This is a genomic window from Citrobacter sp. JUb117, from assembly GCF_024809055.1.
GTDB classification, from domain to species: domain Bacteria; phylum Pseudomonadota; class Gammaproteobacteria; order Enterobacterales; family Enterobacteriaceae; genus Citrobacter; species Citrobacter gillenii.
The window spans coordinates 52,853-79,105 of record NZ_JANUFB010000007.1; the positions used below are offsets into that span (position 1 = coordinate 52,853).

The 26,253-nt window shown below is 52.0% G+C and carries 19 protein-coding genes; 5 read left to right on the forward strand and 14 right to left on the reverse strand.

Annotated elements, in window-relative coordinates:
- Positions 1–10 precede the first annotated feature (10 nt).
- The 9 genes from M2374_RS16720 to M2374_RS16760 all read right to left on the reverse strand — a co-directional run bounded on the left by M2374_RS16720 (position 11) and on the right by M2374_RS16760 (position 13,586).
- Positions 11–736, reverse strand: coding sequence for an ABC transporter ATP-binding protein (locus M2374_RS16720; protein WP_117342064.1), 726 nt, complete (start codon positions 734–736; stop codon positions 11–13).
- Positions 736–2,697: a vWA domain-containing protein gene (locus M2374_RS16725; protein WP_135912501.1), complete on the reverse strand. Its 1,962-nt coding sequence runs from the start codon at positions 2,695–2,697 to the stop codon at positions 736–738. The genes M2374_RS16720 and M2374_RS16725 overlap by 1 nt, the downstream gene beginning before the upstream one ends.
- On the reverse strand, positions 2,694–3,701 hold the full coding sequence (locus tag M2374_RS16730) for a hypothetical protein (RefSeq protein ID WP_249414504.1): 1,008 nt from the start codon (positions 3,699–3,701) through the stop codon (positions 2,694–2,696). Before M2374_RS16730 ends, M2374_RS16725 begins: the two co-directional genes overlap by 4 nt.
- A complete protein-coding gene (locus M2374_RS16735; RefSeq protein ID WP_181688445.1) occupies positions 3,695–6,409 on the reverse strand; it encodes a virulence factor SrfC family protein in 2,715 nt (904 codons plus the stop codon). Before M2374_RS16735 ends, M2374_RS16730 begins: the two co-directional genes overlap by 7 nt.
- A complete protein-coding gene (locus M2374_RS16740; protein ID WP_181688444.1) occupies positions 6,409–9,477 on the reverse strand; it encodes a virulence factor SrfB in 3,069 nt (1,022 codons plus the stop codon). The genes M2374_RS16735 and M2374_RS16740 overlap by 1 nt, the downstream gene beginning before the upstream one ends.
- Before the next feature lie 17 nt (positions 9,478–9,494).
- A complete protein-coding gene (locus tag M2374_RS16745; RefSeq protein WP_181688443.1) occupies positions 9,495–10,967 on the reverse strand; it encodes an SrfA family protein in 1,473 nt (490 codons plus the stop codon).
- A 50-nt stretch (positions 10,968–11,017) separates the two neighbouring features.
- Complete coding sequence (locus M2374_RS16750; RefSeq protein ID WP_137399583.1) at positions 11,018–12,148, reverse strand: tellurite resistance domain protein; 1,131 nt, start codon at positions 12,146–12,148, stop codon at positions 11,018–11,020.
- A 128-nt stretch (positions 12,149–12,276) separates the two neighbouring features.
- A complete protein-coding gene (locus M2374_RS16755; protein WP_181688442.1) occupies positions 12,277–12,759 on the reverse strand; it encodes a hypothetical protein in 483 nt (160 codons plus the stop codon).
- Between the two features lie 89 nt (positions 12,760–12,848).
- Entirely contained in the window at positions 12,849–13,586 is a 738-nt protein-coding gene (locus M2374_RS16760; protein WP_117342071.1) for a glycine zipper domain-containing protein, read from the reverse strand.
- Positions 13,587–14,506: 920 nt separating this feature from the next.
- Here M2374_RS16760 and M2374_RS16765 point away from each other — a divergent pair.
- The 3 genes from M2374_RS16765 (at position 14,507) to foxA (ending at position 18,484) form a co-directional block, all read left to right on the forward strand.
- Positions 14,507–15,070 (forward strand): DJ-1/PfpI family protein, encoded by a 564-nt coding sequence (locus M2374_RS16765; RefSeq protein WP_181219028.1) that lies wholly within the window; start codon positions 14,507–14,509, stop codon positions 15,068–15,070.
- A gap of 200 nt (positions 15,071–15,270) precedes the next feature.
- Positions 15,271–16,254 carry a helix-turn-helix transcriptional regulator gene (locus tag M2374_RS16770; RefSeq protein ID WP_115259335.1) on the forward strand — a complete coding sequence of 328 codons (984 nt, stop codon included), beginning with the start codon at positions 15,271–15,273 and terminating at the stop codon, positions 16,252–16,254.
- A 121-nt stretch (positions 16,255–16,375) separates the two neighbouring features.
- Positions 16,376–18,484, forward strand: coding sequence for a ferrioxamine B receptor FoxA (gene foxA, locus M2374_RS16775; protein ID WP_259155279.1), 2,109 nt, complete (start codon positions 16,376–16,378; stop codon positions 18,482–18,484).
- A 127-nt stretch (positions 18,485–18,611) separates the two neighbouring features.
- Here foxA and M2374_RS16780 read toward each other — a convergent pair whose 3' ends face one another.
- The 4 genes from M2374_RS16780 to M2374_RS16795 form a co-directional block, all read right to left on the reverse strand.
- Positions 18,612–19,121: a hypothetical protein gene (locus tag M2374_RS16780; protein ID WP_115259990.1), complete on the reverse strand. Its 510-nt coding sequence runs from the start codon at positions 19,119–19,121 to the stop codon at positions 18,612–18,614.
- A gap of 193 nt (positions 19,122–19,314) precedes the next feature.
- On the reverse strand, positions 19,315–20,406 hold the full coding sequence (locus M2374_RS16785; RefSeq protein WP_181689142.1) for a 4Fe-4S binding protein: 1,092 nt from the start codon (positions 20,404–20,406) through the stop codon (positions 19,315–19,317).
- 218 nt (positions 20,407–20,624) lie between these two features.
- Positions 20,625–22,013 (reverse strand): diguanylate cyclase, encoded by a 1,389-nt coding sequence (locus M2374_RS16790; protein WP_259155280.1) that lies wholly within the window; start codon positions 22,011–22,013, stop codon positions 20,625–20,627.
- Between the two features lie 91 nt (positions 22,014–22,104).
- Positions 22,105–22,737 carry a LysE family transporter gene (locus M2374_RS16795; RefSeq protein ID WP_181688440.1) on the reverse strand — a complete coding sequence of 211 codons (633 nt, stop codon included), beginning with the start codon at positions 22,735–22,737 and terminating at the stop codon, positions 22,105–22,107.
- A gap of 363 nt (positions 22,738–23,100) precedes the next feature.
- On the opposite strand from M2374_RS16795, the gene yahO reads away from it, so the two are divergent.
- Complete coding sequence (gene yahO / locus M2374_RS16800; protein ID WP_115259327.1) at positions 23,101–23,376, forward strand: DUF1471 family periplasmic protein YahO; 276 nt, start codon at positions 23,101–23,103, stop codon at positions 23,374–23,376.
- Between the two features lie 48 nt (positions 23,377–23,424).
- Here yahO and prpR read toward each other — a convergent pair whose 3' ends face one another.
- Positions 23,425–25,020 carry a propionate catabolism operon regulatory protein PrpR gene (gene prpR / locus M2374_RS16805; RefSeq protein ID WP_137362696.1) on the reverse strand — a complete coding sequence of 532 codons (1,596 nt, stop codon included), beginning with the start codon at positions 25,018–25,020 and terminating at the stop codon, positions 23,425–23,427.
- Positions 25,021–25,271: 251 nt separating this feature from the next.
- Here prpR and prpB point away from each other — a divergent pair, with 251 nt between their 5' ends.
- On the forward strand, positions 25,272–26,156 hold the full coding sequence (gene prpB / locus M2374_RS16810; protein ID WP_115259323.1) for a methylisocitrate lyase: 885 nt from the start codon (positions 25,272–25,274) through the stop codon (positions 26,154–26,156).
- Positions 26,157–26,253: the final 97 nt, after the last annotated feature.

A 26,253-nucleotide genomic window follows, 5' to 3' on the forward strand; every position in this document is an offset into this window, starting at 1 on the left:
TCTGGCTCGGTTAAAAGACAAAGTAGGTTCCTCCCTGCTCATGTGTCGACGATGCTGTTAAAGGTTCTGACTGGGCGGTTAAACAGGGTAAATCGAAATGTTGCACCAGCGGCCAGTCATGGCAAACAACCAGCGCCATCATGCTTTCCTGGCGGACTAATTCAATAAACAGACTAAACAGATTCTGTGCATTGTGAGGGTCGAGTGCCGCAGTTGGTTCATCGGCAAGTACCAGCCCAGGGCGGTGTAATATGGCGCGAGCAAATGCCGTTCTCTGTCTTTCACCAAATGAGAGTTGGGTTGGATATTTAGCTAACAACGGCGAGAGTTTTAGTGCGTCAAGCACCCTGTTCAGCATGGATTTATCAGGTGTGATATCCAATAACTGGCAGGGCAGGAGAATGTTATCTTTAACGCTCAGATAGGGAAGAAGACCGCCATTTTGCAGTACAAAACCGAGCTGGCGGGCACGAATGTCCGCTAGCTCGCTATGTCGTTCGCCGTTCAGTAGCGTTGCAATATCACATTTCTGCGCGTTGTCGGTAAGCTCGAAGCGCCCAATATGGCTGGGCTGCAACAGTAACCCAATGGATTCCAGTAAGGTACTTTTTCCACATCCACTTTCCCCGGTTACCGCGACCACCTGACCTGGCTGCAGCGTGAGCTGCGGCAGATAAACCCGATGTGCCTGGCTTCCCTGACCTCGAATAACGCACAGCTCTTCAATGTGCAGCATCAGGGCATCATTTCCAACGGGATAGGATAAACACGATCGCGCGGATCGCTTCCTTTCGCCAGTTCGACCCAGCGATCAACGTCGGCATTGTATTTTTGGTAATGGCGTAGTTTGGACGACAGTGTGCGGATAAACTTCTCCTGCGACAGTCCATCCCAGCTTTTCCATGTCTCTTCGTCGAGGTTCAGGACATCGCTCTTGTAAGGAAGGTCGGTCAGGTATTCTCCGAGTACGCCAAGATCGCCAATGCGGGCATTATCCTGCTGCTTCAGTTGATTTGGATCTGTACCCATCGTTGCAGCAACGGTACGCAGTTGTTCAAACATCTTGGTCGGCGAGATCATCCCCTCATTTGCCGCTTTTAGGATCTGGCCGACAGCATCGCTTAAATCGCTAAGCTGCCCCTTGGTCAGAAGAACACGCACATCGGTGGTGGGAATATTTTGTTTAATCAGATCGCGATCGCTGATCCAGGCCTGGAAAACTAACGGTGCTTGGGTGCTGTTGCGTTTACCGAGATAGGCTAATTGCATGGCATGCCCAATCAACGCGGTGTCCTGAAGTAGCTTTTGTTCCGGCGTCAGTTTCTTTCCATCTTCCTTCGCATACAGGGCGCTACCAATTGCAGCATCCCCCATATAAGCCGACTTAACCTGCTCAGTAATGGCGGAAGCAAGGGCGTCAACTTGTTGACCGAATGTCTTGATATCACCGGCATTGACGGCCTGGTAAAGATTGGAATGGGTGCTATCAAAGTTGGAGAGATCGCGATATTGGCTCTCCGCTTTGGCATGGTTATCTTTACCGCCCGATGTTTTCAGGTGCAAGGTGTAAATAGCGATACCGCGGTTACCGGCCTCAAGACGAAGCTGGCTGGCATCAAGGCCAGAACCTGAAAGCTTATTGCTGCCGTCAATGGCACCTGCATCGGTAATCAGAACCATGTAACGTGCGCCGAATGGGCTCCAGTCAATATCATCAATGGCTGACAGTACGCCGGAATAGGCATCCTCGTCGTACAAGGAACTGGAAACCTTTGCCTCTTTAAGATCGGCTACCTTTTTCAGGAAATCTGCGCCATCTTTGACATGGTTAGGATCAGCGTAAATTTTTGTACGGTACTCAAGTCCCGGTACGGCTTTGGTGTTCGAACGATATGAGACCAGACCAAACTTGACCTGACCATCAAGGTGTTCTTGTTTGATCTTGTCATAGATCTTATTAACCGCTTCTTTGGTGCGTTCGATGTAAGGCCCCATTGAAATGGTTGAGTCAATGACGAAGACCACCGAAGCGTTAAAGCCTTTCAGTTGGTTGACGCTATCTTCTTGTTTTGGTTCTGCGTCGACTTTGCTAACAGAGGCGACGTTAAGCAGACGTGTGTAGAAGCCATCTTCGGTCATGACCTCTTCACCGCTCAGGATAGGCAGCAGATAGAACTGCTTTTGCAGATCGACAAAATATTCAGGTTCTTGCGCCTGAATGCCGTCAGCATGGCCGTCCCGTTTCAATTTGGCACGCAGTGGGGCGACCAATGAGACCGGGTCGGGGGCCGAGAGAATATCATCGAGACTTTTTTTCTCTTTGAAAAAGAGTAAGCGATCGCGGTTCGCTGGGTTGGTGAATGCCAGCGTTAGCTGCATTTTCCAGTCGACGGTGCATGACGTTGGTAACCAGCCGATGGTTTTACCGTAGCTGTCAGGTCCGACTTTGAGCCAACTTTGACCCTTCGCATCTTCCTTTTTATAAACGTACAGGCTGCTAAAGGCGGGTTGTATCTGTCCTTTATCATCACCTGCAGTTTCCGCGAGTTTACAGCCTGGTGTGGTGAGAACACGCTGATACAACGTTTTTTTCCCTTCCTGAAGCAGCGGTTTCTCGGCATCAGCGGCAAAAACATGCCCGCTGAGTACCAGACCACATAAAGGCAGGGCCAGACGGCTAAGGGTATTCCAGGTCATTTTCCTAACTCCTCAAGGCGTTGCTTGGCCGTTTGGTTGTTAGGTTCTGTTTGCAATACGGTTTCGTACCAATAGGCCGCGGTATCTTTATCCGCTTCTTTGAAGCATTCACTTGGTTGGTGGCCTTTAGGATCGTATTCACTGGCATAGGCGAGTGCGATTTTGGTGTCTCCCCCTTGTGCACGGTTCGCGTACAGGCGTTGCGCAACCCCACATTTCTTCGCCTCTTTTGCCGTCTGAATAATGGCCAGTAGTTTGTCGCTGTCGAGTTTTTCCTGTACGCAGCTTTGAACAAAATCAAGCTCGTTAAGGGTGTTTAAGCTTTCCTCTGAGCAACCGTTATGTGCAGGCGTCTGCGGCGCGGCGGCAGGCGTTTCTTGCTGCGCCTGAACAGCAGGAACAACGTCCGGCGCTTTATCCCGCCCTAAGAACCACCAAAGTGCGCCAGCAATGACCACCAGGGCCAGCGCTGCTGCGCCAATTAAGGGAAGGCGTGATGAGGTCGATTTCTGCTGTGGCCTCTCCTCGGCATGCATTATCGGCGCAACGGGTTCCGGTTCTGATTCAGCCACGGTTTCTGCCACCGAGACCGGCGCGGCGGGCGCTTCTGGGGTAGCCAGCAAGCTGCTGCCGCTGTAGCTCCCCGTCTCACCTCGTGCTTCTGAGGAGAGGAGTTCATCACGCACCAACTGCAGCGTAGTGTTACGTGTTTCCCCAGATGCCAGTTTGATCTGAATTTGCACCTGGCTTGCGGTTGCCAGCAGCGGGTCAAGCAAGGTTGAGCCAATACGAAAACCGCTGCCGTTAGCCAGTGGGTAACCGCCGTTTACGGTAAACCAATGCTGTGCCGGACTCCAGCTGCCATCGGGCTGCAGATAGTTCTGCTCATTATTGCAAAGAATAAAGGTCAAATTAGCGAGCAGTGCATTATCGCCGCGCAGGCGGACCATCAATTGTGCAGCGCCTGGCTCTGCGGGTTGGCAGGCGATGATTTTGGCTAGCATGGCATGTTCTCTTGTTTCAATTGGCTGATAATCTGGCCAAGTTGTCGATTATGTTCGAAGGAAATATCCCGCGTGGCGCTATGACCTGCGTTGTTCAGCACGACACTCATTAATGCGGAAAGCCAGTCTCCCAGATAGGAGACGCCTGGCTGTGGCGCGACGGCGGAGAGCTGAGGCAACTCATCGTTAGCGAGCGGTGCCTGGCGTAAAAACACTTTGTTTTTCTCACCAACATAGCTGTTGGGAACTTTTTCTGGCGGTAAAGTGAGATAGCCAAACCAGGCGATAAAATCCCGTATTGTCAGATGGGCGCGTAAAACCTGGCGTGCCATCAGATGTTCACGACGAGTCCCCGCCTGCTCCTGTCCTGCAAGGGCACGCTTCAATGAGCCTTCAAGATCCAAACGCGTGGCGGCGGTGATCAGTTCTTCACTGAGTTGATTAATCAGTTCAGTGCTCATGCCGAGTTGACGCCACGGTGATGTCTGTTGAGACAGTTCTCTCAGGTGTGCAACCCAGGCTTTAAAGATCTGATGAGCGAAATCATCATCCTGACCGACTCGTTCTGGCGATGAGGAGGAAGGGGCTTCGACAGCTGTCGCTTCAACCGGGGTGGTCGCGAAAGGATCGCTGGCAAAAGGATTATCGGCAAACGGGTTACCGCCAAATGGATTCGCAGCGAAGGCGTTTGAAGCCTGGTTTTCGCCGTCTGTTAGTGGCTCCTGATCGTGCTCACGAATACTCAGGTAGATGTTATTGAGTTCGCGGGTGGGCAGATCCAATCGATCGATCATCTCCCCCATGCTGTGGGAACATGCAGACAGCCCTTGCCATAATTCTTTAGCAATAGCCTGTTTTTTCACGATCTGCCCGTCACCATCTTTTTCGTACCAGCGGCCGAGGTGCCGATCGCCGGTTTCCAGACGGCACTGCAGAAGTTGTTGCTGTAAACGCTTTAGTTTGAAGTCAAGATGAGCGACCCCTCGCAGCGCCTTCGTCAAACGCGACATTCCGCCATCGTTGAGTTCGAGCATGGCTTGCCAGGCTGTTCTTGGCTCAGCAACGTGGGTATTCACGTTTTTACCGCAGACGAAAGTATTGCCCATGGTATCAAGCACGCTACGATAGCGATCGGCAATTTCCACTTCGTTGAGCCGTTCCTGACCAGCTTCACCTTCCAGTTTCAGGAAGGGGTTATCGAGACCAGGTTTGCGTACCAGAAAGCAGTTATTGAATGGCTGATTCGGCGCCCACTGTTGAAGCCATTCGTATTGCGAAAAACGCTCCAGCAGGGTCATATGCAGCATGCCTTCCCAGCCTTCTTTTAACTGATTTTCCGTATGTTGCAGACTGTTGTTGATACGCATATCACACATGGTGATTGCCCAGAAGAGTCCTGGTTTGCTGAGCCCGCGTTCTTCGGCGCTCTTACCCTGTGTTTTTTCTACCCATCGGTTCAATACTGGCCCAACATCGGCAACGTCACTCTGTTTGGCTGAGCTGGCGCATACCACAAGGGCATTCATCTCTTGGTTATCGGTGTAACGCTCAAATAAGTAGGCCACTTTTCCGCGAAGCAGTAGCTGTGAAATCGCGTTAAGTCCGTCTCTACCGGCTTGTTCGAGGGCAGTAATCTTGAGACGACCGCGATAGCCAGGAAAGTCGAGCAGATCGACTTGTTCCACGACGCTGTTGTCCTCGACTTCCGCTAAGGGAAAAATAAGCTCGGTGGTTAATGCCGCCAGCTCAGCCTGAGATAAGCTGGCACTGCCGATTTGTTGATCTTCTTTCCAGTAACGGATCTCGACGTTACGATCCTGACTGGAACCCAGCCGGTTAAGGCTGTCTACATTCATGATGCTGCCACTGCTGTGGTCGGTAAGCGTTTCCAGAGGGGCAAACACCATCCGGGCATGATTTAGCTTTGCCAGCACGTTGGCTAATGAACGATAGGTTTCAGTGAGGGCTGGTTGCTCTCCCCACAGCAGGGAAAAAAGCTCCGCACGTTCAGTTGGGCTTAATGCTGGGGCGATTTTCAGTACCTGCGGCCAATAAGCGTGTTCAAGTTTCTCAACCGACTTTTTAAACGAGGCGTTAAGGTAGTCCCACAGGGCAACGACATCTTCCTGGCTAACGCCGTTATACCCTTGGTTTTGTACGGTACGCTGAAGGAAAGGGCGCAGGCGTTCTTCAATCCGACTTTGATCGAGCTGATAGCTCAATTGTTCATGGTTAAAATCGTTGAACCAGGCATTTGCCAGAATCTTAGCCAGGTCAATTTCACTGAACAAGCGCAGCGGCACCGGGTAACCGGCGGGGGCGGCCGGAGCCTGACGGGTAAAGCGGGTGACTAACCCGGTGGCCTCCTTACCGCCGCCTACCGGGTTAACCTCTTTGATAAAATCGACGCGCTGCTCGCCGTACATTGCTTCCAGCGAACCGTTACTGCCCGCCGCCAACGCTGAAATGAGATACGATTTTCCGGCTTGAGAAATACCGAAAAAACCAACGGTCATCGGCGTTCTGGCAACTTGAGTCAGACTATTTGCCAGATTACGTGTGCGCAGTAAAGCCAGACTGAGTTTGTCGGCTTCGTTGTCCAGACGACGTGAGCCGGGGCGTACGTTATCGACCCAACCGAGCGCGTCAAGACAACCTTGAGCGATAGCTGCCCAACCCTGGGTGAGAGATTTTTGCTCGCTATTCATTATTTTTTAACACTCCCGCTATCGAGCCAGTGTCGGCTATCAATAAGCCCGGTATCCGGCATGGTATTGAGTTCCAGGTCTAAATCACGTTTGCTAAAGGACTTATCGGTGTTGCTGCTGACATCGGCGATCGTCAGGCGATCGCTAATCAAACCGAGCTGGCGCGCCCGGTTTCCCTTGTCGATAGTCAATCTGACTTTAAGGTATGGAGAGCCGCTGTCCGTAGAGGTTGCCGCGGAGAATTTCTTACGCCCCTCTTCGCTAAAACGGAGGGTGTAGAGTGGTGCCGCCGCCCAGCGTTCGGCATCCAGTTGGCGATAACCCAGACGCAGATCGCCGCGCATAATGATACTTTGCGTGGTTTTCTCGCCGTTTTCATCGGTGATTGCCGGGAGTTTGATCTGCCCATTCTCCGATTCTATGTGGCGGTAAACGATATCGGCGTCACGGATCAGGTTGTCCATATCAATTGTGCCGATATGACGAATGGTGGAGTAGGGTTTCAGCGCCGAGGTTCGGAAATGGAAGTTCGGGATACTGTGGTTTGCGCACAACTGCGTCAGCATAGCACCGACGGAAGCTGTGCTTTTTGGATCGTCAATATGACCGTTTTTATGGAACGGATACCAGGTTCCGGTCTGATAACCATGTAACGGTAAAATACGTCCTGGGGGGAGCGGAAGATTGCGGCGAATTATCGCCTGAATCCCCGGTAGCTGAGAAGGGCGACCGGTCAGCAGCAGTAGATCGCAATGATAACAAGACAGTACTTCACATAATGCGGTAAGCACTTTATCGATGTTGAATTTACCGGAGCAGAGATCGCTATGCAGTTTGGTCAGCGGAAGATTAAGCAAAATATCCGCCAACTTGAAATCGGTTGGCCCCCCGGCTTTTTGGACTTCACGGCGGACAAACCCCTCAACTTCATCTCGAATACAGCCAGCCGGTAGCAGCTCGCCGACACGCTGATTAATCAGGGTGTGTGTTTGTTCATCCAGCGGATCGTATTGCTCGTATTCACCCAGGATATGCAGCGCGAGTGGGACGAACAGTTGCAAGCTGAGTTGCTGGCGAAGAACAGCTTCAGCAGCGCTAATATTCTGGGAACCACACAGTTGAGACATCAGTGTTTCAACGGACATCACACCCGCTTCCCGTAGCGTCTGTTCAAACGCAGGGAGGACATAAGACTGAATCACATCCAGCAGAATGTCATCGCCGGCGATCTTAAAGCTGTCGCGGAAACGTTGGTGGGGGATGATATGCGCGTTGGCGCCGCCACCGGAAAGGCCATTTCGGTCGAGATGGTAATCGGTGATTACCAGGTCTGTGGTACCGCCGCCAATATCGATAGAGGCAATGGTTATGCTTTCACGATCGGTGCGGTCAGGCCGGCCAATGGCATCGAAAAATTCTTCCGGATGACCGGCAAAATTCTGATTAATCTCGGTATAGAGATACACCAGTTGAGCGCAGGAAGCTTCATCCCATTCAACCCTGATTTTGGGCAGAGGGATCTTGATATTGCTCTGACTGTGTTCCTCTTGCTCGTCCTCATACGGATCGTTCTCTCCGTTGTGCCAGCGCAGTGATTTCCAGACCAGGCCAACCGCCTGACGCATCCGCTCATCAAGCACGCAGCGTTCAGCCATTGGCATACCGGGTGGCACAGTGAGAATAATATGACGTAGCTGGCGTGGGATCCCCGCATGCCCCTGACGGATCCGCTGCTCTGGGCTGTTGATCTGGCTGATAGCCTGGGTTAACACTTCGGCGAGCATGAAGGTCATCAGCGAGCTACGTGAGTAGCGCGGCGTAAAGACAGGGATGCGATCCATCTCATCTTCAATAGTGTGCAGCGCCTCGCCTCTTTCATCAATGAGGTTGGCAAATGGCGCAGCAGTCGCTAAGGGGTTGCTGTCCTGCACGTAGCTGCCATTAAAACGCCAGCCCTGACCATAAAATTTCTCATCCCAAAGATAACGTTTAGGGCTGGATAATCCGGTTGATCCTTCGCTACCTTTCCGACGCGCAGCTAAGCGACTGGCTTCGCCGCCAATACGGGCAATAGTCGGCCATTGAAATGCGTCGTGGCGACCACTGCGCACTGAGCAGTGATCTTTGCCAAAGAAGGCTTGTGAAAATTCGACCCTACTTTCAAAGGGATCAATATATACATGCTCCGGCGCGCTGAGATCGCGGAGTTTGAGGACATAGTTTTGCCTCATGCCTGAACCAGATTGGCCATGGTCCTCAATAAGAATACCGCAGGTACGTGAATTGCCGACGTCCAGGATCAGATCGACCGCAATAGGCTTGATGGCGTTGGTTTCCCGATTGGCAATCACCCTGAACTGCGGCAATTCAATGACTGGAGCGGTCTGGCTTTGCAGACCTTCTACCGGAATAGCCATCAAAGAAAGAAGGTTGAGGTAATGCGCCAGGGGATATTGTTGCGCAAGCTCTTGTTCACGCTCATCAATGTCCCGGCCTTTGCTTGCCTCTTTAAACACTTCCTTGAGCCAATCTGTTATCCACTCCTGTGTGAGGTACCAGTTGAGGGCATAGGTGGCCGTTGCGACGGCAAAGGTCGCCCCTGCATTCACATCTTCCTGGTTTGGGCTAAGATCGGCGGCAGCTTGCTGTTTAGCCATTACGCGCGTGTCGATAGCCAATGTCATGCGATGACTATGCCCATCCATATCCGGCTCAGCCAGTTTGACTAGACGAAAACGCGCCCAGTTCAGAGGCCCTTCCTGGTACACATTGGGCGGGCTAAAACGAAGCAGGGGAAGCGGTAGCCAGACACCGTCAAACAACTTAAGGCTTTGCTCCACGGGAATATCATACTGGCTTTTTGCCTTTTCAATATTCTCGGGGGTCGGCTGATAGAAATAATAGTCGCGCTGTTCGTTATAGATTAAACGGGTCAGGACACCGTTCGCGAGTTTGACAAACTCGCCAGCAGGTAAGCGACCAAGGGATAAACCAAAATCCATAAACTGGATCCCGGAGTCGCCCACCAGGGTAATTTGACGATCGAAAGATACAATCTCAGGTAACATAGTTATCTCGTCCCTGTTCAGGAATTAGGTTGAAGCATGCGAATAGGGAACGTTTTTTCCCCATTATTGCTGCCAAGACAATCGGCGTGGCCAGCTGCCGGGGATTTGCACTCGATTGTCGGCACAATAAAGTTTGAACCGTCGCTACATTTCATTTGCTCTGGATTGGTAATGCTAAGGGCGCCCTGTTGCACATTGCCGCTGGCCGGGCCGCTGCAGGTTACGCCGTTAGATTGGCGGACGCTGACAGTGCCATTGCCTTGGGCAAAGTTGTATTGCAACTGCAGAGGACGCCCGGAAAGTTTGTCCTGAATACCACCGTTCACGCGCCATTCACCGTTGAGAAACTGCGCCGGACCATTGGGGAGGGTGGCAGGGAGCGTCAACGGTTCACCCTGTGCTGGAATAGCCGGTGGTGTGGTGACGGGTTCAACAGCAGGCAGCGTTTGGGCATCTACCGCGTCGGGTACGGCAGGAGGAACCTGAGCTGATGGCTGGCCAACGGCTGTGTCGTTGGCGACAGGCTGCGGGAGCTTGGCGTCACTGCCTACCTCTGTAGTTGGTATGTCTGACGGGCGGGTTGATGGAGTTGATTCCAGAGTTTGATGCTCACCTACAGCAGCCCTTTCCGTGATGCCGGGGACGGCACGCGTTCCGACGACGGTATCTGTCGTTGCCCGGGAAACCTGAGTGACTACGCCTGAGGTATTTACCGATGGCCGTTCGGCCACAGGATCCGTCACGACGGCAGTTTTATCCGAGGAAAAAGTGGGGAGGCCGGGGAGCGAAAGAGAAGGTACGCATCCGCGCAGCAACCCTAATAACAGCGCTAACAACAGTAACGCCAGCAGCAACCATAGTAGCCAACGCCAACTCCAGCGTCGGGTTCGACCTACGGTTTCGACAACAGGCGCGATCGCCGGAGTCACGATAGTGTCAGCTTGCGCCAGTGGCGTTGTGGCCGCGAGGGATGTTGCAGGTACTGATGACGGGCTCAGCCAATGCATCGGATTGCGCTGTTCACCTTCAGAGTGAACAAATCCCCAAAAGGTGATCACGAGGATCCCATTAACGAGATAAACAAAATCGTAATCGGGGAAATTCACCACGGATTTCAGAAGTTGGGCAAAGACGCGGCGGTCGCCGCCGGTTCCACTTTGCTCTGCGTTAAGCAACTGTTCGCTGAGTGACTGCACCGCCATCTGAAACGCAGTAAACTGTTGGCGTGCTGATTCTCGCTCTGCCTCGCTTGCACCGCTCCATGGAATAACATCGCCAGGGAAGCTGCTGTACCAGTCGGTTCGGTCTCCACCCTGATCGTTTTGTGGAATCGCCAAATGTCGGGCCAGATCGCGTCCGGCATCAAGGCGATAGATAGCTTCGCGTAACTGGAAGGCCATCTTGAAAACCGGGTAGCCGGTTTCACCCAGCGCCTTAAATGAGGAGTTATGCCCGGAACGCAGCAGTGGTCCCTGAATCGAATTTCGCATTATCTAAACCTTTTAAGGCTGTGATTTAACAAGAGCCACTGTGATGCAGGCTAATTTTTGCTTGCGCCAGGCGTCCATTCAAAACCCCAGCCATAGTGCTTATCCAGCGACTTCCGGTCGGGATAGAAACGGTCAAGCCGTTCAACTTTGATATTGCCATCGACGTTTTTAAGTCTGGCGATTGCCGCAACGTTATTGATCTGATTGCTATCCGTTAGCGTGGATTTAATCGGTGGCTGATTGGGGACATAGATAGTGATAGTGGCATTCGTTCCTTGCCAGTTATCAGCGCCGCCATAAATGAAGCTATAAACCAGGACTTCATCAATCTCCTGCCAGTGGCTACCGTTAATGAAGAGCCACTCACCATCCTGGTCGTTACCTTCGCGCAGATCTTTTTGCAGTAACAGATAAGGGGGTTTGTCATAATCCCCGAGGAATTTACTCAGGGCTTCGGCACCACTTATCTTGCCGTTTTTAAAACGGATAAAGGCGGCGATATCGAGATCGATTGGCTCTTTGTGATTACCTTGTTGCCAGGTCAGGTTAATTTTGATACGCCCGAAATCTTTACGTTTTTCCAGGTTAATACTGGGGTTAGCCTGGGTTAATTCCGTACTGACTGGCGTGGCAACGGCGGCCTCGTGGTGGGCGGGGAGAGGTGGCTCGGCAGGGATCTTTTTAGACCACCACCAGGCTAAGGCAATCAGCAACAGTACCAGCAAAAGTAAAAGCCACGGAAGAAAGCGTCGCCACCAGGGAACAACCACGACGGGAACCGGAGCCACATTATTGACAATGGCCCAGTTGATTAACACGGGTTCACCGCCCACGCTGTAACAGTCGAGGTCGTGTGAATGCGTTAACAGCGTTTGCAACGCCTGCGCTGAGTGTTCTTCACCGCGGGTAACCAGTTGGTCGATTAAACTCTTCAGGATATCCTGGTACTGTTGACGTTTACCCTGAACGAAGAGTTGTTCCGTCTCACTCAGTGCTGAAAAAGGTTTTGCCAGCCCCTGGCGCTCAGTCCACCATTCGAGGTAGCCATCTGAGCTACGGCGAGCGGTGGCATAGAGTAGTGCCAAAGACGGAGGCAGGTGACGGTGTATGATAGCAACCGTCTCCTCATAAATTTTCAGAGTCGCTTCATCAATAGGCGCAGCAGTTGTTAATCGTTGCATAACCAAAATCATTGTTATTGTGGATTATTTGCGTGTTATGCGAACAATCGCATATCAGCACGCCAGGGCTGTTATCGTCAGCGGGCAGAAAAAGTGGCCACGTAACAGGTGCCACTTTTATCGCACCTTTAGCGAAGCGTGTTTGCTTCCTCAAGGATTTTGATTTTCTGCTTGGCTTCTGCGACTTTCTTTTCAATTTCTGCAATTTCGCTGGCGCTACTGGCGTGCTGAGATTGTCGCTGTAGTTCCTGAAGTTGTCGTATTTCTTTCTGGCTTTCACTGCTCTTCAGTTTGCTTGATTTCAGTTGTGCGAGGGTCTGCGACAGGTCTGAACGCACAGCGTCCAACCTTGCTTGTTCATCTGCTAACGTTTTATTGACGTTTTGCTGTCTGTTTTGGGTATAAGCCTGCTGCTGCTTCGCCGATTCATTTTCATATTGGCTGAGCCGAACTTGCTGTTCTTTCTGATCAACCTGCTGGCGATAACCACCAGAGGTGGCGCAGCTCAGTTTGGTTATAAAACTCGGATCCTGTGCATGTAAGTCGCAGTCCTGCGGTGATGTGGCACAACCGGTTAGGACGAGAGAGGCGAGAAGTAGGTATTTTCTCATCGAAGAGTCCATAAATAGAGTCAAGTAACGACGGCTTACACAGTAAAGCCGTCTTAAAAAAGGCCGATAAGGTTATCGGCCTAAAGTTGTTAGCCCAGAGAGATAGCCTGACGCTGTTCGTACAGCTCGTTTGTTTCTTTTTCCAGGTCATTGATCTTGCTGTTTAAACCAGAATATTCTTTATTCAACGTCGCCAGTTTATTTTTATCGGCAGGGGTTGTGGTTGTTTGTCCCTGCAGAGCAACTTTGTAGGCAGCGTCTTTTTCCTTCATGCCTTTCATCGTGTCTTTCATCTTGCTGATGTTGGCATCGATTTGCGCGAGCTGGGTTTTAGCACCCGCTTTATCAAACCCTGCTTTATCTTTTTGAATGCTAATTTTGGTTAAGGTCGCCTGGTTTTCGCTGATAACTTGTTTCATGGCGAGAGTCGATTTTTCTACTGCCGCAGTGTCTTTGCTGATGTCCGTATCCATGGCCTGCAGACGATCGGAGGTTGAGGCATAATCTTTTTTCAGACCATCAAGATAGTAGTTTGCAGTCATACCGGCTGCACATCCTGCAGCGCCCCCGATCGCAGCGCCTGCAAGCGCTTGCTTAGTATCACCTGCCAGGGCACCCACCAGGGCACCGAGAGCAGCACCGGATACTGCACCAACACCACAACCCTGTGCACCGGATGCGCTAAAGAACTTGGATTGTTCAGTGGTTGTCAGGCGGGGATCCGGTTTTGTCCCTGACAACAAAGAGCTTCCCGTATTGGCGCAGCCGCTGAGCAGCAAGGTTGCGGAGACCAGAAGGCATGCAGTATTTCGGTTAAATGCGTTCACTATTTTTTTCCTTAAAACAAGAATTAAGCAACGATAAAAGGCTGTGTGGTAAATAAATTTCGTATAAGAAATGTTTTTATATGGGCAGAGTGGATTTCTGCATTTTTATAAAGTGAATAACAGTTACCTGGCTGGTCTGCAAAATAATAAGTAATGGATTAATTCCGCGCTGTTACTATTAGCGGGGAAGTAACGGTTACGTATGTGAGTTATTTTTTTCTTATAATGCGAGTTATTCGTTTTTTATATCATTTTGCTATGTGCTTGTAACGTGTTTTGTTGACGACACATACGGCATAAATCGTCATAAAATGCCCAGCGGTAAGGTCGACAGAACACGATTTCTGCTTACGCAGCATAAAATGCGTGGCTCGATTATACCTTATTTATTCGTGATGTGAATTCAACTTAACGCGATGTGACGGGGGTAGATGGCACTAAGTTATTGATCACGAAGATTGATTTTAGTCAATAACAAAATAGCCCTTAAGATTGGTAGTTGCTATAACTGCATCCGCAGGTTGTTTTTTCACCTTTTAAGCTATGGTCGTTAGTCTGAACTTAACGATTATCTTTACTTAACTCATATTAATTATGGATTTATTCGTGGTTCTGCTCTGAGTAGCTTTTAATTATCATTTTTTCGCCAAATATTGTCAGCTTTCATTTTTCGTTAGTATCTCTTTCGAATAATGAAAGTATACTTTAACTGCGCTTTTTTATGATTATTCCCCAGCTATTCGTTGGTGTTAACCAGAATGGAAAATAGCGTCATGGTTAAATATTTAGGGGTAAGTTTGCCGTGCATCAGCTGGCTGAGTTCGTCGTGACGCGTAAGATATCCCGAAAACGTATAGCGCGTGAACTATAGTAAAAAGGGCCGTTATTTCTGCACTTAATCGCTATGGGCGGGGACATTGATGAAAAAAATACTGATGCTGGTCGGAGATTATGTCGAAGATTATGAAACGATGGTGCCTTTTCAGGCGCTGAAAATGTTAGGTCACCGCGTGGACGCCGTCTGCCCGGATAAACGTGAAGGGGACTATGTTCAGACCGCCATTCATGATTTTGACGGGGCGCAGACCTACAGCGAAAAACCAGGACATCGTTTTACCCTGAATGCGAATTTTGCTGACGCGCGGGCGGCCGATTATGACGCGCTGCTGATCCCCGGTGGACGCGCCCCGGAGTATCTCCGGCTGAACCCGGATGTTATTCAACTGGTTCAGGACTTCAACGCGGCGGGCAAACCGATTGCCGCCGTCTGTCATGGTCCACAGCTGTTAGCCGCGGCCGGCGTGTTAGAAAACCGCACCTGTAGCGCCTATCCAGCCTGCGCGCCTGAAATTCGCCTGAGTGGCGGGCATTACGCGGATATCGGCATTGACCAGGCTCACGTTGACGGCAATCTGGTCACCGCACCGGCATGGCCTGCACATCCTGAATGGCTGGCCAAATTTGTTGATGTATTAATGAAGTAACTGACCGGTAAATCTGCACGTCGGTATAACCGCTTCGGCTATACCGACGGTAGGGCGGTCAACCTTAGCGGTATCTCTCAGCCTTATCTTTAAGATTATTATTGATAATAATTCTCATTATTATTGTTGCATTCTGTAGGTAATGGTAATGTTGCCACCAACCCGAAATAGCGAACCCCATTCCCTGTGCAGAAAACTGTATGAACAACACCACCGGCCAAAATACAGCCGCACGGCTGGCACGAACCTTCTCCGTCAGTGAGTTTATGGATTTTGGTGAGCGTTACGGCATTGATTACCGCTTTCCGCAGCTTTCGCAACAGCTGGATTTCCCCCATGCCAGCCCCGTGCTACAGGGCAAAGTCGAAGAGATGACGCTGCCCTGCGGGATGTGTGTTACCCACTCCGATGTGCAGGTGCTGCAACCCTACGAAACTACCTCCCGCCACAGCACTCCCCTGTATATGCTGGTAGTGCTGGAAGGTTGTGTGACATTGACTCTCAATGGGCAGCAGCATGTGGTGCGTTCCGGCATGGCGTTTAGTTCTCGCCTCAGCGAACATCAGACCATGAGCGCCCGTCACCCTGCGGACTGCAAGCTGCGAACGTTATCGTTGGGACTGTATCCGGACGGTGCGTGGCGCACGGGGTTGCTGGAGTCGTTAATGGTTGAATGGGAAAGATGCCAGACGCCAACGCTTATCTGGCAAGTGCCGGGCTTTTTGCTCAGTGGATTACAGTACGCCCAGCAGAGCACGCTCAGTAATGTATCCCGCCAGCTGATGCTGGAAGGGCTTATTTTGCAACTGTTCGGCCACGGTCTCAGCGTCTGTCAGGTGGAGAGCAGCAGACGCCAGGCTGCCAGCGGCGAACAGCAACGCCTCGAGATTGTGCGCCGTTTGCTGGAACAGACGCCGGAAAATGACTACACCCTCAGCGAACTGGCCCAGCGTGCGGCGATGAGCCCCAGCAGCCTGCGCAGCAAGTTTCGTGCGGCGTATGGTTGCTCCGTATTTGACTACCTGCGCGACTGCCGTCTGGAACGGGCGCGGGGGTATTTATTAGAAGGGTACAGCGTACAGCAGGCGGCATGGATGTCGGGCTACCAGCACGCCACCAACTTTTCGACCGCCTTTCGTCGCCGCTACGGTTTCTCGCCTGGCGATATCCTCAAACCTTGCTAATCCATTTCTCCGTTTTATGCGCGCGTCTGAATCGCATTTTGGCGCTGCGCATACGTAACCTGGCATCCGGCATAGCTATCTCTGGCATAAAAAGCGCAATAATTCTCATTTACAATTAGAAATGCCTTGGGAGATGTTCATGTTCGCGAAGACTCGGTTGGCGCTGCTGGTGGGATGGGTGACCGGCAGCGTGGCTTTTCCTCTGCTGGCGCAGGAAACAACAAAAAACGATACGGTGGTGGTCACCTCGCAAATGCAGAGCGGCGCCACCAAGCTTGCCACGCCGGATATTGAAACCCCGCAGTCGGTGTCCATCATTACTCGTGAACAGTTTGAAGAGCAGGGAGCCACCAGCGTGCGCCAGGCCGTCAGCTACACGCCAGGGGTGTACAGCAATCAGATTGGTGCCTCTAACCGCTTTGACTATATTGTGCTGCGTGGTTTCTCCGACGGCAGCCTCGATAACGTCTATCTCGATGGCCTGAAGATGATGAGCGATACCAACTCGCACAGCTCACTGGTGGTCGATCCGTGGTTCCTCGACAATATTGAAGTGGTGCGCGGTCCGGCTTCGGTGCTGTATGGCCGTTCTTCACCGGGTGGCATTGTGGCGCTGACCTCACGTAAACCGTCGTTTGATGCGGGTGGTGAAGTGAAGCTGTTTGCCGGCAATAACAACCAGCGTGGCGCCGCCTTTGACGTCACCGGCGCACTGGACGATAACGATCGCGTGGCGGCGCGTCTGAGCGGGATGACGCGCTATGCGGACTCGCAGTTTGGTCCGCTGAAGGAAGAACGCTACGCGCTGATGCCCAGCCTGACCTGGCGTATCACCGACCAGACGCGTCTCGACCTGATGGCCTACCTGCACCGCGATCCGGAAGGTGGCAGCCACTCGGGTCTGCCATATGATGGCACCGTGGTGCCGCACGACGGGCAAAAGATTTCCAATACCTTCTTTGAAGGTGAGGATGACTACGACAAATACGATCGTCGCGAGAACATGGTGGGCTACAACATCGAGCACATGTTCGATAACGGTTGGTCGGTACGACAAAAGCTGCGCTATCTGCATACCGATGTTGAACTTAATCAGGTGTATGCGGCGGGCTGGCTGAATGACACTGAACTCAACCGCGGCTATTCCGGCTCCGATGAGAATATGTCGGCCATTACGCTGGATAACCAACTCGACGGCAGCGTGGATACCTGGCAGGTGAACCACCGCCTGCTGGTGGGCATTGACTATCAGAGTCGCAGCAACAACACCACCGGCTATTACGGTGCTTTCCCGCCGATTGACGCCTTTAACCCGGTGTACGGCGCGAAGCCGGATTACATCAACATGTACGCGCGTGAAAAACACAAGCTGCGCCAGACGGGCTACTATTTGCAGGATCAGATGTCATGGGAGCGCTGGCGCATTACGCTCGGTGGCCGTTACGATCAGGTCAGCGTGTCGAACATTGATAAGATAAACGATACCCGCAGCGATCTGGATAAAAACAACTTCAGCACTCGTGCCGCGCTGCTCTATCTGTTCGATAACGGTTTTGCGCCGTACATCAGTTACTCCACCGCGTTCACACCGACCAGCTTTGCCGACGAAAACGGCAACCTGTTGGAGCCAATGAAAGGCAAGCAGTGGGAAGCCGGGTTGAAGTATGAGCCGGAGGGGCTGAACAGCCAGTTTAGCGCATCGGTATTCCGTATCAATCAGACCAATATCGCCACCAAAGAAGAACCGACCGACCCGTACCGCTCAATTGGCGAAATTGAATCGGAAGGGGTCGAGCTGGAGGCGATCAGCCAACTGACGGAGAGCTTCCGCCTGCAGGCGGCATACACCTATACCGACATTCGCTACAAGAAGAGCAGTCCGGAGGAGCAGGGTAAGCGTGCGGTGTACGCCCCGCGTAATCAGGCCAGCACCTGGTTGAGCTACGATGTGAAAAGTGGTCCGCTGGACGGCCTGACGCTGGGATCTGGCGTGCGCTACGTCAACGGGATCACCAGCGATCGCCTGAATACCCATACTCTGCCGTCGTACACGTTGGTGGATATGGCGGTAGGCTACGACTTAACGAATATTGGGATTAAGGGTTTGAGTGCGCAACTGAACGTCAACAACCTGACCGATAAACGCTATGTGGCGGCCTGTAACTCGCTCTCGTATTGCTACTTCGGTGCGGAGCGCAGTATCGTTGGCAGCGTGTCGTGGAAATTCTGATGTTAACCATCGGTTTTTAGCCGGATGGCGGCGCTGGCGCCTTATCCGGCCTACGGGGTGCACACTCATGTAGGCCTGATAAGCGAAGCGCCATCAGGCATTGATGGCCCGTTGATGACCAGACCGGTTATTGCGTAAAGCCGTTCTGGATACAAATCTGGGCGCTGGTTCTCAGGGTAAAGGCGAGCTTGTCCGGGTACTGGCTGTAATAGTTATGCTCCTCTTCCAGCCCTTTCGCCTGTGCCAGACGCACTGTTTCCAGCGAGCAGGTACGATAAATCAAATCCCTGTTCATATTAGTTTGCTTCTCGCGCTGCTTATCGGCGGGTAACGCCTGCCAGCTTTCTGACAGCGAGTAATCGTAGACCACCCGATTTCCCTTCGCCTGCACGTTCTCAATGGTAATGAAGTTGTCTATTTTCAGCCGCGGCTGTCCGCGCATTTTCTTCTTGTCTTCTGTGGCGGCATATTGCGCCAGTGCATTAATGTCCATACTGGCTATTTTTTGCTTATAGACCTCAACATAAGCCGTCGGCTGCTGATAATGCTGAGCGTAGGCGTTTCTTAACTCCCCGTCGCTCATTGAACAGCCAGCCAGAAAAAGAGGTAATAACAGTGCCAGTTTCATTTTAGTCATGGTTTTATTCCCGCGCATTATTGAGGTCCCTTATTGCCGAACATGAAATAAAAATAGAATTATTCCAGAGGCTATTTAAGGTTGTATAAACGGGACGCCGATGGCACAAGTTCATTAATCTTAAAATGGTCGAAAAAGGCGGAAACCCTGCCAGAATTGGCAGGGTGTTTGATGGTCTGCAAGGCGGTAAACGTTAATGCCCGATCATTCTGGCTTTCGGTATCAGTTGGAAATACATATGCTCCGGTACCGGTGTCTGCCAGACGTTGGCATACATCGCATAGCCAATGACGGCAAATAGAATACCGAGCAGCAGTAGCGTCATTCCCCATCCAGGTAAAGCGACGCGTTGCCACCACGGTTTGGGTGCGGCGTTGCCGGTCGGTCTCTGCAGTGAAAACGTCAGCGTTGAGGCGACCGGGCATGATTCAACGCAGGTCATGCAGCCGGTACATTCAACGGTGCGAACCTGAATAAGCTTGTCCACCGGAATGTTTGACGGGCAGTTCTTCGCGCATTTTCCGCAGTCGATGCAGCTGTCTGCATTACGCCGGATTTTAAATGGAGAGAGCAGGGAGAAGAGGCCGAGCAGGGCACCATACGGGCATAAATAGCGACACCAGGCGTTTCGAATAAACAGGCTCATGATGCTGATAATCGCCACGAAAACCAGCGTCGCCGTGCCAATGTGGCGGAAGAAATCGAGCATCTTGACGTCGATAATCATGCCGTAGGCCGACATCAAAAAGTACTGGATCCCCTGCGCGGGCATCGACAGGGCAATATACAGAAAGAAGCTCAGCAGCAGATACTTCAGGCTCAGCAGCGGCAGATCCAGCCAGCGCGGCAGTGTGAAATGGCGGCCAACGAGTTTTTTACCCAGATTACCAATCAACTCTGACAGCGTCCCCACCGGACAGAGCCACGAGCAGAATGATTTTTTTAACAGCAGACTTATCAGTATAAACGCGACGAGCAGCAGCATGGAAGCGGCGTGGATCGGCGGAAGGTATCCGGTTTCCAGCGTATACCTGATGTTCATCAGCCCGGCGATAGGCAGCCACCCTTCAATCCCTCCCGGTCTGGGAATATACACGCTGGTGCCGCCGGTCTCAAAATAGCAGACCCAGTAATAAAAGGTCACGCCAATATAGATATTAATCGCCAGCAGAAGAAACTGGGTGGCTCTTCGCCAGGTGCTGGCATTCCGCCAGTCATTCCATGGCAGTTTTCCTCCGGTGGTGCCTGGACGGCGCTGCCAGCGTGTTCTCTTATTCCCGTTCATGATTTTATTATCCCTCATCGTTTCCTTCCCGCATTCAGGAGGACGCATCACCGGGATATGCTAACGCGATAAAGATATCATGTATTTGATTTGCATCTTATTCGGCGGCTGTTATTTTTGCGTCAGGCAAAAGCCCTATTAAAAATAACAGCACGAGTATTAACACGGGTCAGATAAATACCCTGAAGGGGGTATTTATTTCTGCGGAAAGGGAAAAGTTATTCCTGATAGGTTTCGACGCGGTTACGGCCACGGCTTTTTGCCAGATACAGTGCGCGGTCGGCTTTATCCACCAACTGTTTGTAGTCCGGATGGTAGTCATATTCGGCGATACCGATACTGACGGTAATCGAGAAGGATTCCGTCGCCGAGGCCGCCATGCGCAGGTCGGCAATCTTTTTACGCAGGGTTTCCAGAATAATACTGGCCTGTGAAACCTCTGACTCGACCAGCAGGATCATAAACTCTTCACCGCCGTAGCGGAAAACGTAGTCGCTGCTGCGGATATGCTCATAAATCACCGCCGCCACGCTTTTCAGCGCCATGTCGCCGGTGTTATGCCCATAGCTGTCGTTGATTTGTTTGAAGTAATCAATATCTAACATGGCCAGGGTGAACGGCTTGCGCGCATGTAATGCCAGCGAAATTTCGCGCCGCATAATGGTTGGAATAAAGCGGCGGTTAAGCAGTTGGGTCAGCGAGTCTTTACCGTTTTCCTGTTTGACCAGCGCTTCAAACATCGAGGCCAGAAGGTAATGGATTTTTGCCGACAGCTGGCGGACATCCTGCAATAAACTCATCCGTACGGCTTCTGCAGGTTGCTGTAGATTCAACAGTGTCTGGGTCAGACGGTTATCAATTTCTGCAATCACAGATTCCATTTCGGCAAGCAGATTGCTGTTACCGAATATATGTTTTCCCTTATGGGAGAACCACATACCAAAATCGGAGTTCGCCAGAAAGACCAGTTCCCCAACGGGTAATCCGGTGGCAATGTTGTAGATAAACTGATTTTCCCAGTCGGTAAACGAGCGGATTTGCCGCTCGCGCTCGACGTTGACGTCGTCATAAATCGTTTGCAGGCGATACTGTTCTTGCGTGTTCAGGGAGTTTTGATAGCTTGGCGAATAGGAGACGGTCATCGCCTCCAGTGCGGTATCCATTGCCAGGCTGCTAAAGCAGATGGCGTCACTCAACAGGTGAGGTGGGTAGTCTGCTTTCTTTTTCAGCACCCGATACAACTCATCTTTCAGCTTGCGCGCGCTGCGATTGACCAGATCGATGGGCAGGCCGATACGCGCATGGACCACGCCGATTTCGCGTTGTTTGAGCAGCAACTGTGAGAGGTCTTCCTGCGCGCTACCCAGCACGCTGCGCAGCCAGTTAAACATGCTGCCGCTGAGCCGCGTGCTGACTTGTTCAGTATTCAGGAACAATGCGCTCTCGGCATGGGAGAGCATGTAGTCATAAAACACGGTCACTAAATGGCGGATCTCCTCATCGCTTAACGAAGTCAGGATCGTATGGACGTCAGGAGACGTCTGGCGCAGCAGCGCCTGCCATTCAGTCAGTAGTAATGTGTCGTTTGCGGGGGCAACCTGTTCCATCTCACAGCCACTCAAAAATACGTTTAAAAATCCAGGCGGTATTACGGACAATTACGTCACGATGGTCAAGCGAAACTGTGTTTCAGGTGCGTTAACGATGGGTGATGCCTTCGTAAATCAGCCTCAGGGCGAAGGCTCCGATAATGGCACCAATCACCCGACTGGCAATCCGGTGGATCCGCCCATATGCGCGGCGAACTGCAGGTAAAGAAAATGCCTGACTGAGAAAAATACGCCAGATAACGGAAGACAACACAATCCCCGCCCACGCCATCATCCTTGCCCATGTCGGCGTGTCTGCACTCAGCGTGACCGAGAAAATACTAATAAAAAACAGCACGGTTTGTGGATTGGATAAATCCGTTAACAGCCCGCGCCGGAAGAAGACGTACCAGGGCGCGGAAATCGGCTGCTGTAACGTTGGCATTTGTGGTGTCGCCTGATGCCGAATGCTGTTCCACGCGAACCACAGTAAATACGCGCCGCCGACAATTTTAATCAGTGAGAATACGCCTTCACACTGGGTGATAAGTGTCGCCATGCCAAACAACCCGAGGACAGAATAGAACGCATCGCCTAGCGCCACCCCCAGACCGGTCATCACGCCCGCCCGGCGTCCCGATGCCAGACTGGTTTGCACCACCACGAACAGATTTGCACCGGGATTAAAAAAGGTTAACACGAACAAACTGACGGTCAGTACGACGGCGTGTAGAGGTTCCATAAACAACGATTCCATCAGTGAGAATAGAGGGGTATGTGATGCGCAGCCTGGATTAAGACTATTCTGCGTCGTCAGCTACTCTACGTTTTCAGCGTACATTTTTCTGAGGATTTACTCACACTGTATTATGAAACAATAGCGCTGTTGCAAGCGGGTATGTCAGGCGATTATTCGCGGCCAGGTGCGGCGGGGAACGCAACGGCGTAGGATCGTCGGTTATCTCCGTTTCGCAAAATCTCTTTATATTTCCGTTAGCTCTGGATTTTTTGAACAAGCTGAACTACTTATTAATCATCCTTGACTCGCACTATCGATGTTCAGGGGTCGATGATGGCGTAAAAACATAAAAATTGGAGCTTTTATATGAAAACTGGATATAAGGTATTAATTGGTGCGTTAGCTTTTGTCGTTTCCAACGCCTATGCCGCGGAACTGATGATGAAGGTCGATTTTGATAAGGTTGAGTCTCAGTACACCAAGATTGGCACGATTTCTACCAGCAATGAAATGTCTGCCGCAGATGCTAAAGCAGACCTGATTAAGAAAGCCGATGAGAAAGGCGCAGACGTCCTGGTATTAACCTCCGGTCAAACGGACAATAAAATCCATGGCACGGCTAATATTTACAAGAAAAAATAACGCGCTGAACTGAAAGACAAACAACCCGCTGGTCATCGGACCGGCGGGTTATTGTTTTAATCGCCGCCAGAATGTGGTTCTACTGATACCTAAATACCGCGCGGCTGCGGTTTTATCGCCATTACATTGCGCCAGCACCTGCTGCGGTGTCAGTGATGACGCCACCTGAGGAGCTTCGGAGGTAACGGCTAACTCCGGTAACAACTGCTGCAAAAAATGGATGTTCAGTTCAGGTTGCGGTTCCACGCTCAAAAACAGCGCCAGACGCTCCATCATATTACGCAGCTCGCGAATATTTCCCGGCCAGCCATAATTGAGCAGCGTCTGCTGGCTCAGCCCGAGTCCCTTACGCACCGTATCAGAAAACGGCGCGTCGAGTTCCGCCAGTGACTGTTTTAAAAACCCTTCTGCCAGCGGCAGGATATCGGGCAGGCGCTCGCGCAGTGGCGGCAGTGTGAGGCGCAGAATGCTCAGGCGATAAAACAGATCGGTTCGAAACTGGCCCTGTTTCATCTCCTGCTCGAGATGACAGTGGGTGGCGCTGATCACCCGCACATCGACCGGGATCGGCTGATGCCCGCCCACCCGAGTGACCTCTTTTTCTTCCAGCACGCGCAGCAGTCGGGTTTGTAACGGCAGCGGCATTTCACCGATCTCGTCGAGAAACAGCGTCCCGCCGTGGGCAATTTCAAACAGGCCCGCGCGACCGCCCCGACGAGAGCCGGTAAACGCGCCATCTTCATAGCCAAACAGCTCCGCTTCCAACAATGATTCGGTAATAGCCCCGCAGTTAACGGCGACAAATGGCGCTGAGGGCTTGCCACGTCGAGAGTCCTGACGGGTGAAATATTCCCGATGAATCGCCTGCGCCGCCAGCTCTTTCCCCGTCCCGGTTTCACCCTGAATCAGCACCGGTGCGCGCGAGCGGGCGTACAGCATGATGGTGTGGCGAACCTGCTCCATCTGCGGCGAATGACCGCGCATATCACCCAGCGTATAGCGGGTGCGTAGCGTATCGCCGCTGGCGTATTGCCCGTTGCGTCGGAGCGTCAGGCGGGTCATATCCAGCGCATCGCTAAAGGCCTGACGTACGGTGGCCGCCGAATAGATAAAGATCCCGGTCATCCCCGCTTCTTCCGCCAGATCGGTAATCAAGCCCGCGCCAACCACCGCTTGCGTTCCGCCGGCTTTCAGCTCGTTGATCTGCCCGCGCGCATCCTCTTCGGTGATATAGCTGCGCTGCTCAAGGCGCAAATTGAACGTCTTTTGAAAGGCGGTTAATGCGGGCAGTGTTTCCTGATAGGTGACGACGCCAATCGACGAGGTTAGCTTACCGGCTTTCGCCAGTGCCTGTAGCACGTCGAATCCGCTGGGTTTTATCAGGATCACCGGAATCGACAGGCGGCTTTTCAGATACGCGCCGTTGGAACCCGCGGCGATGATGGCATCGCAACGTTCGCTGGCGAGCTTCTTGCGGATATAGGCCACTGCTTTTTCAAAACCCAACTGAATAGGGGTAATGGTTGCGAGGTGATCAAACTCCAGGCTGATGTCGCGAAACAGGTCGAACAGGCGCGTGACGGAGACCGTCCAGATAACCGGTTTGTCGTCATTCATGCGTGGTGGAAGATGTGTCTCAGCCATCGCTAACCCCAAAATTAAAGAACCGAATATTGGGTTTAGTTGTGTTTCATAAATGTTGCAATGAAACGTTCAGGCCGGTTTCATGAAACGTGTGCTGACACGCTTTTGTGCGACAAAAACGCAGAGTAAAATTGTAATTAATTGTTTTAAAAGAGGTAAGTAAAAATAACGCACTCAATAAAGGCGTTGGCATACCCCTTGCTTTAGGTTAATCAACGAACGATAACAAGTTGATAACAAGAGGATGGGATATGTCTCTGCACTCTCCGGGGCTGGCGTTTCGCGCCGCGCTCACTAAAGAAAATCCATTACAAATTGTTGGCACCATCAATGCAAACCACGCTCTGCTGGCCCAGCGCGCTGGGTATCAGGCGATTTATCTCTCTGGTGGCGGCGTGGCTGCCGGGTCGTTAGGGTTACCGGATCTCGGTATCTCTACCCTCGATGATGTACTGACCGATATCCGCCGTATCACCGATGTCTGCCCGCTGCCGCTGCTGGTGGATGCCGATATTGGGTTCGGATCATCCGCGTTTAACGTGGCACGCACTGTGAAATCGATGATCAAAGCCGGGGCCGCTGCGCTGCACATTGAAGATCAGATCGGCGCCAAGCGCTGTGGGCATCGTCCGAACAAGGCGATCGTATCGAAAGAAGAGATGGTCGACAGGATCCGTGCGGCGGTGGATGCGCGTACCGATCCGAACTTTGTTGTCATGGCGCGTACCGATGCGCTGGCGGTGGAAGGGTTAGACGCCGCTATCGATCGTGCGCAGGCGTATGTCGAAGCGGGCGCTGACATGCTGTTCCCGGAAGCCATTACGGAGCTGGCAATGTACCGCCAATTTGCCGATGCCGTGCAGGTACCGATCCTTGCCAACATTACTGAATTTGGCGCAACGCCGCTGTTCACTACCGATGAGTTGCGCAGTGCGAACGTGGCAATGGCGCTGTATCCGCTGTCGGCATTTCGCGCCATGAACCGCGCCGCCGAGCAGGTGTACAACGTGCTGCGCCAGGAAGGCACGCAGAAGAACGTTATCGACATCATGCAGACGCGCAACGAGCTGTACGAAAGCATCAACTACTACCAGTTCGAAGAGAAACTCGACGCGTTGTACGCCACGAAGCCGTAGGCCTGATAAGGCGCAGCCGCCATCAGGCAATGCCGGATGGCACTACGTTTATCCGGCCTACAACGTACGACGCGATGCATACCCTCAATACCCTATA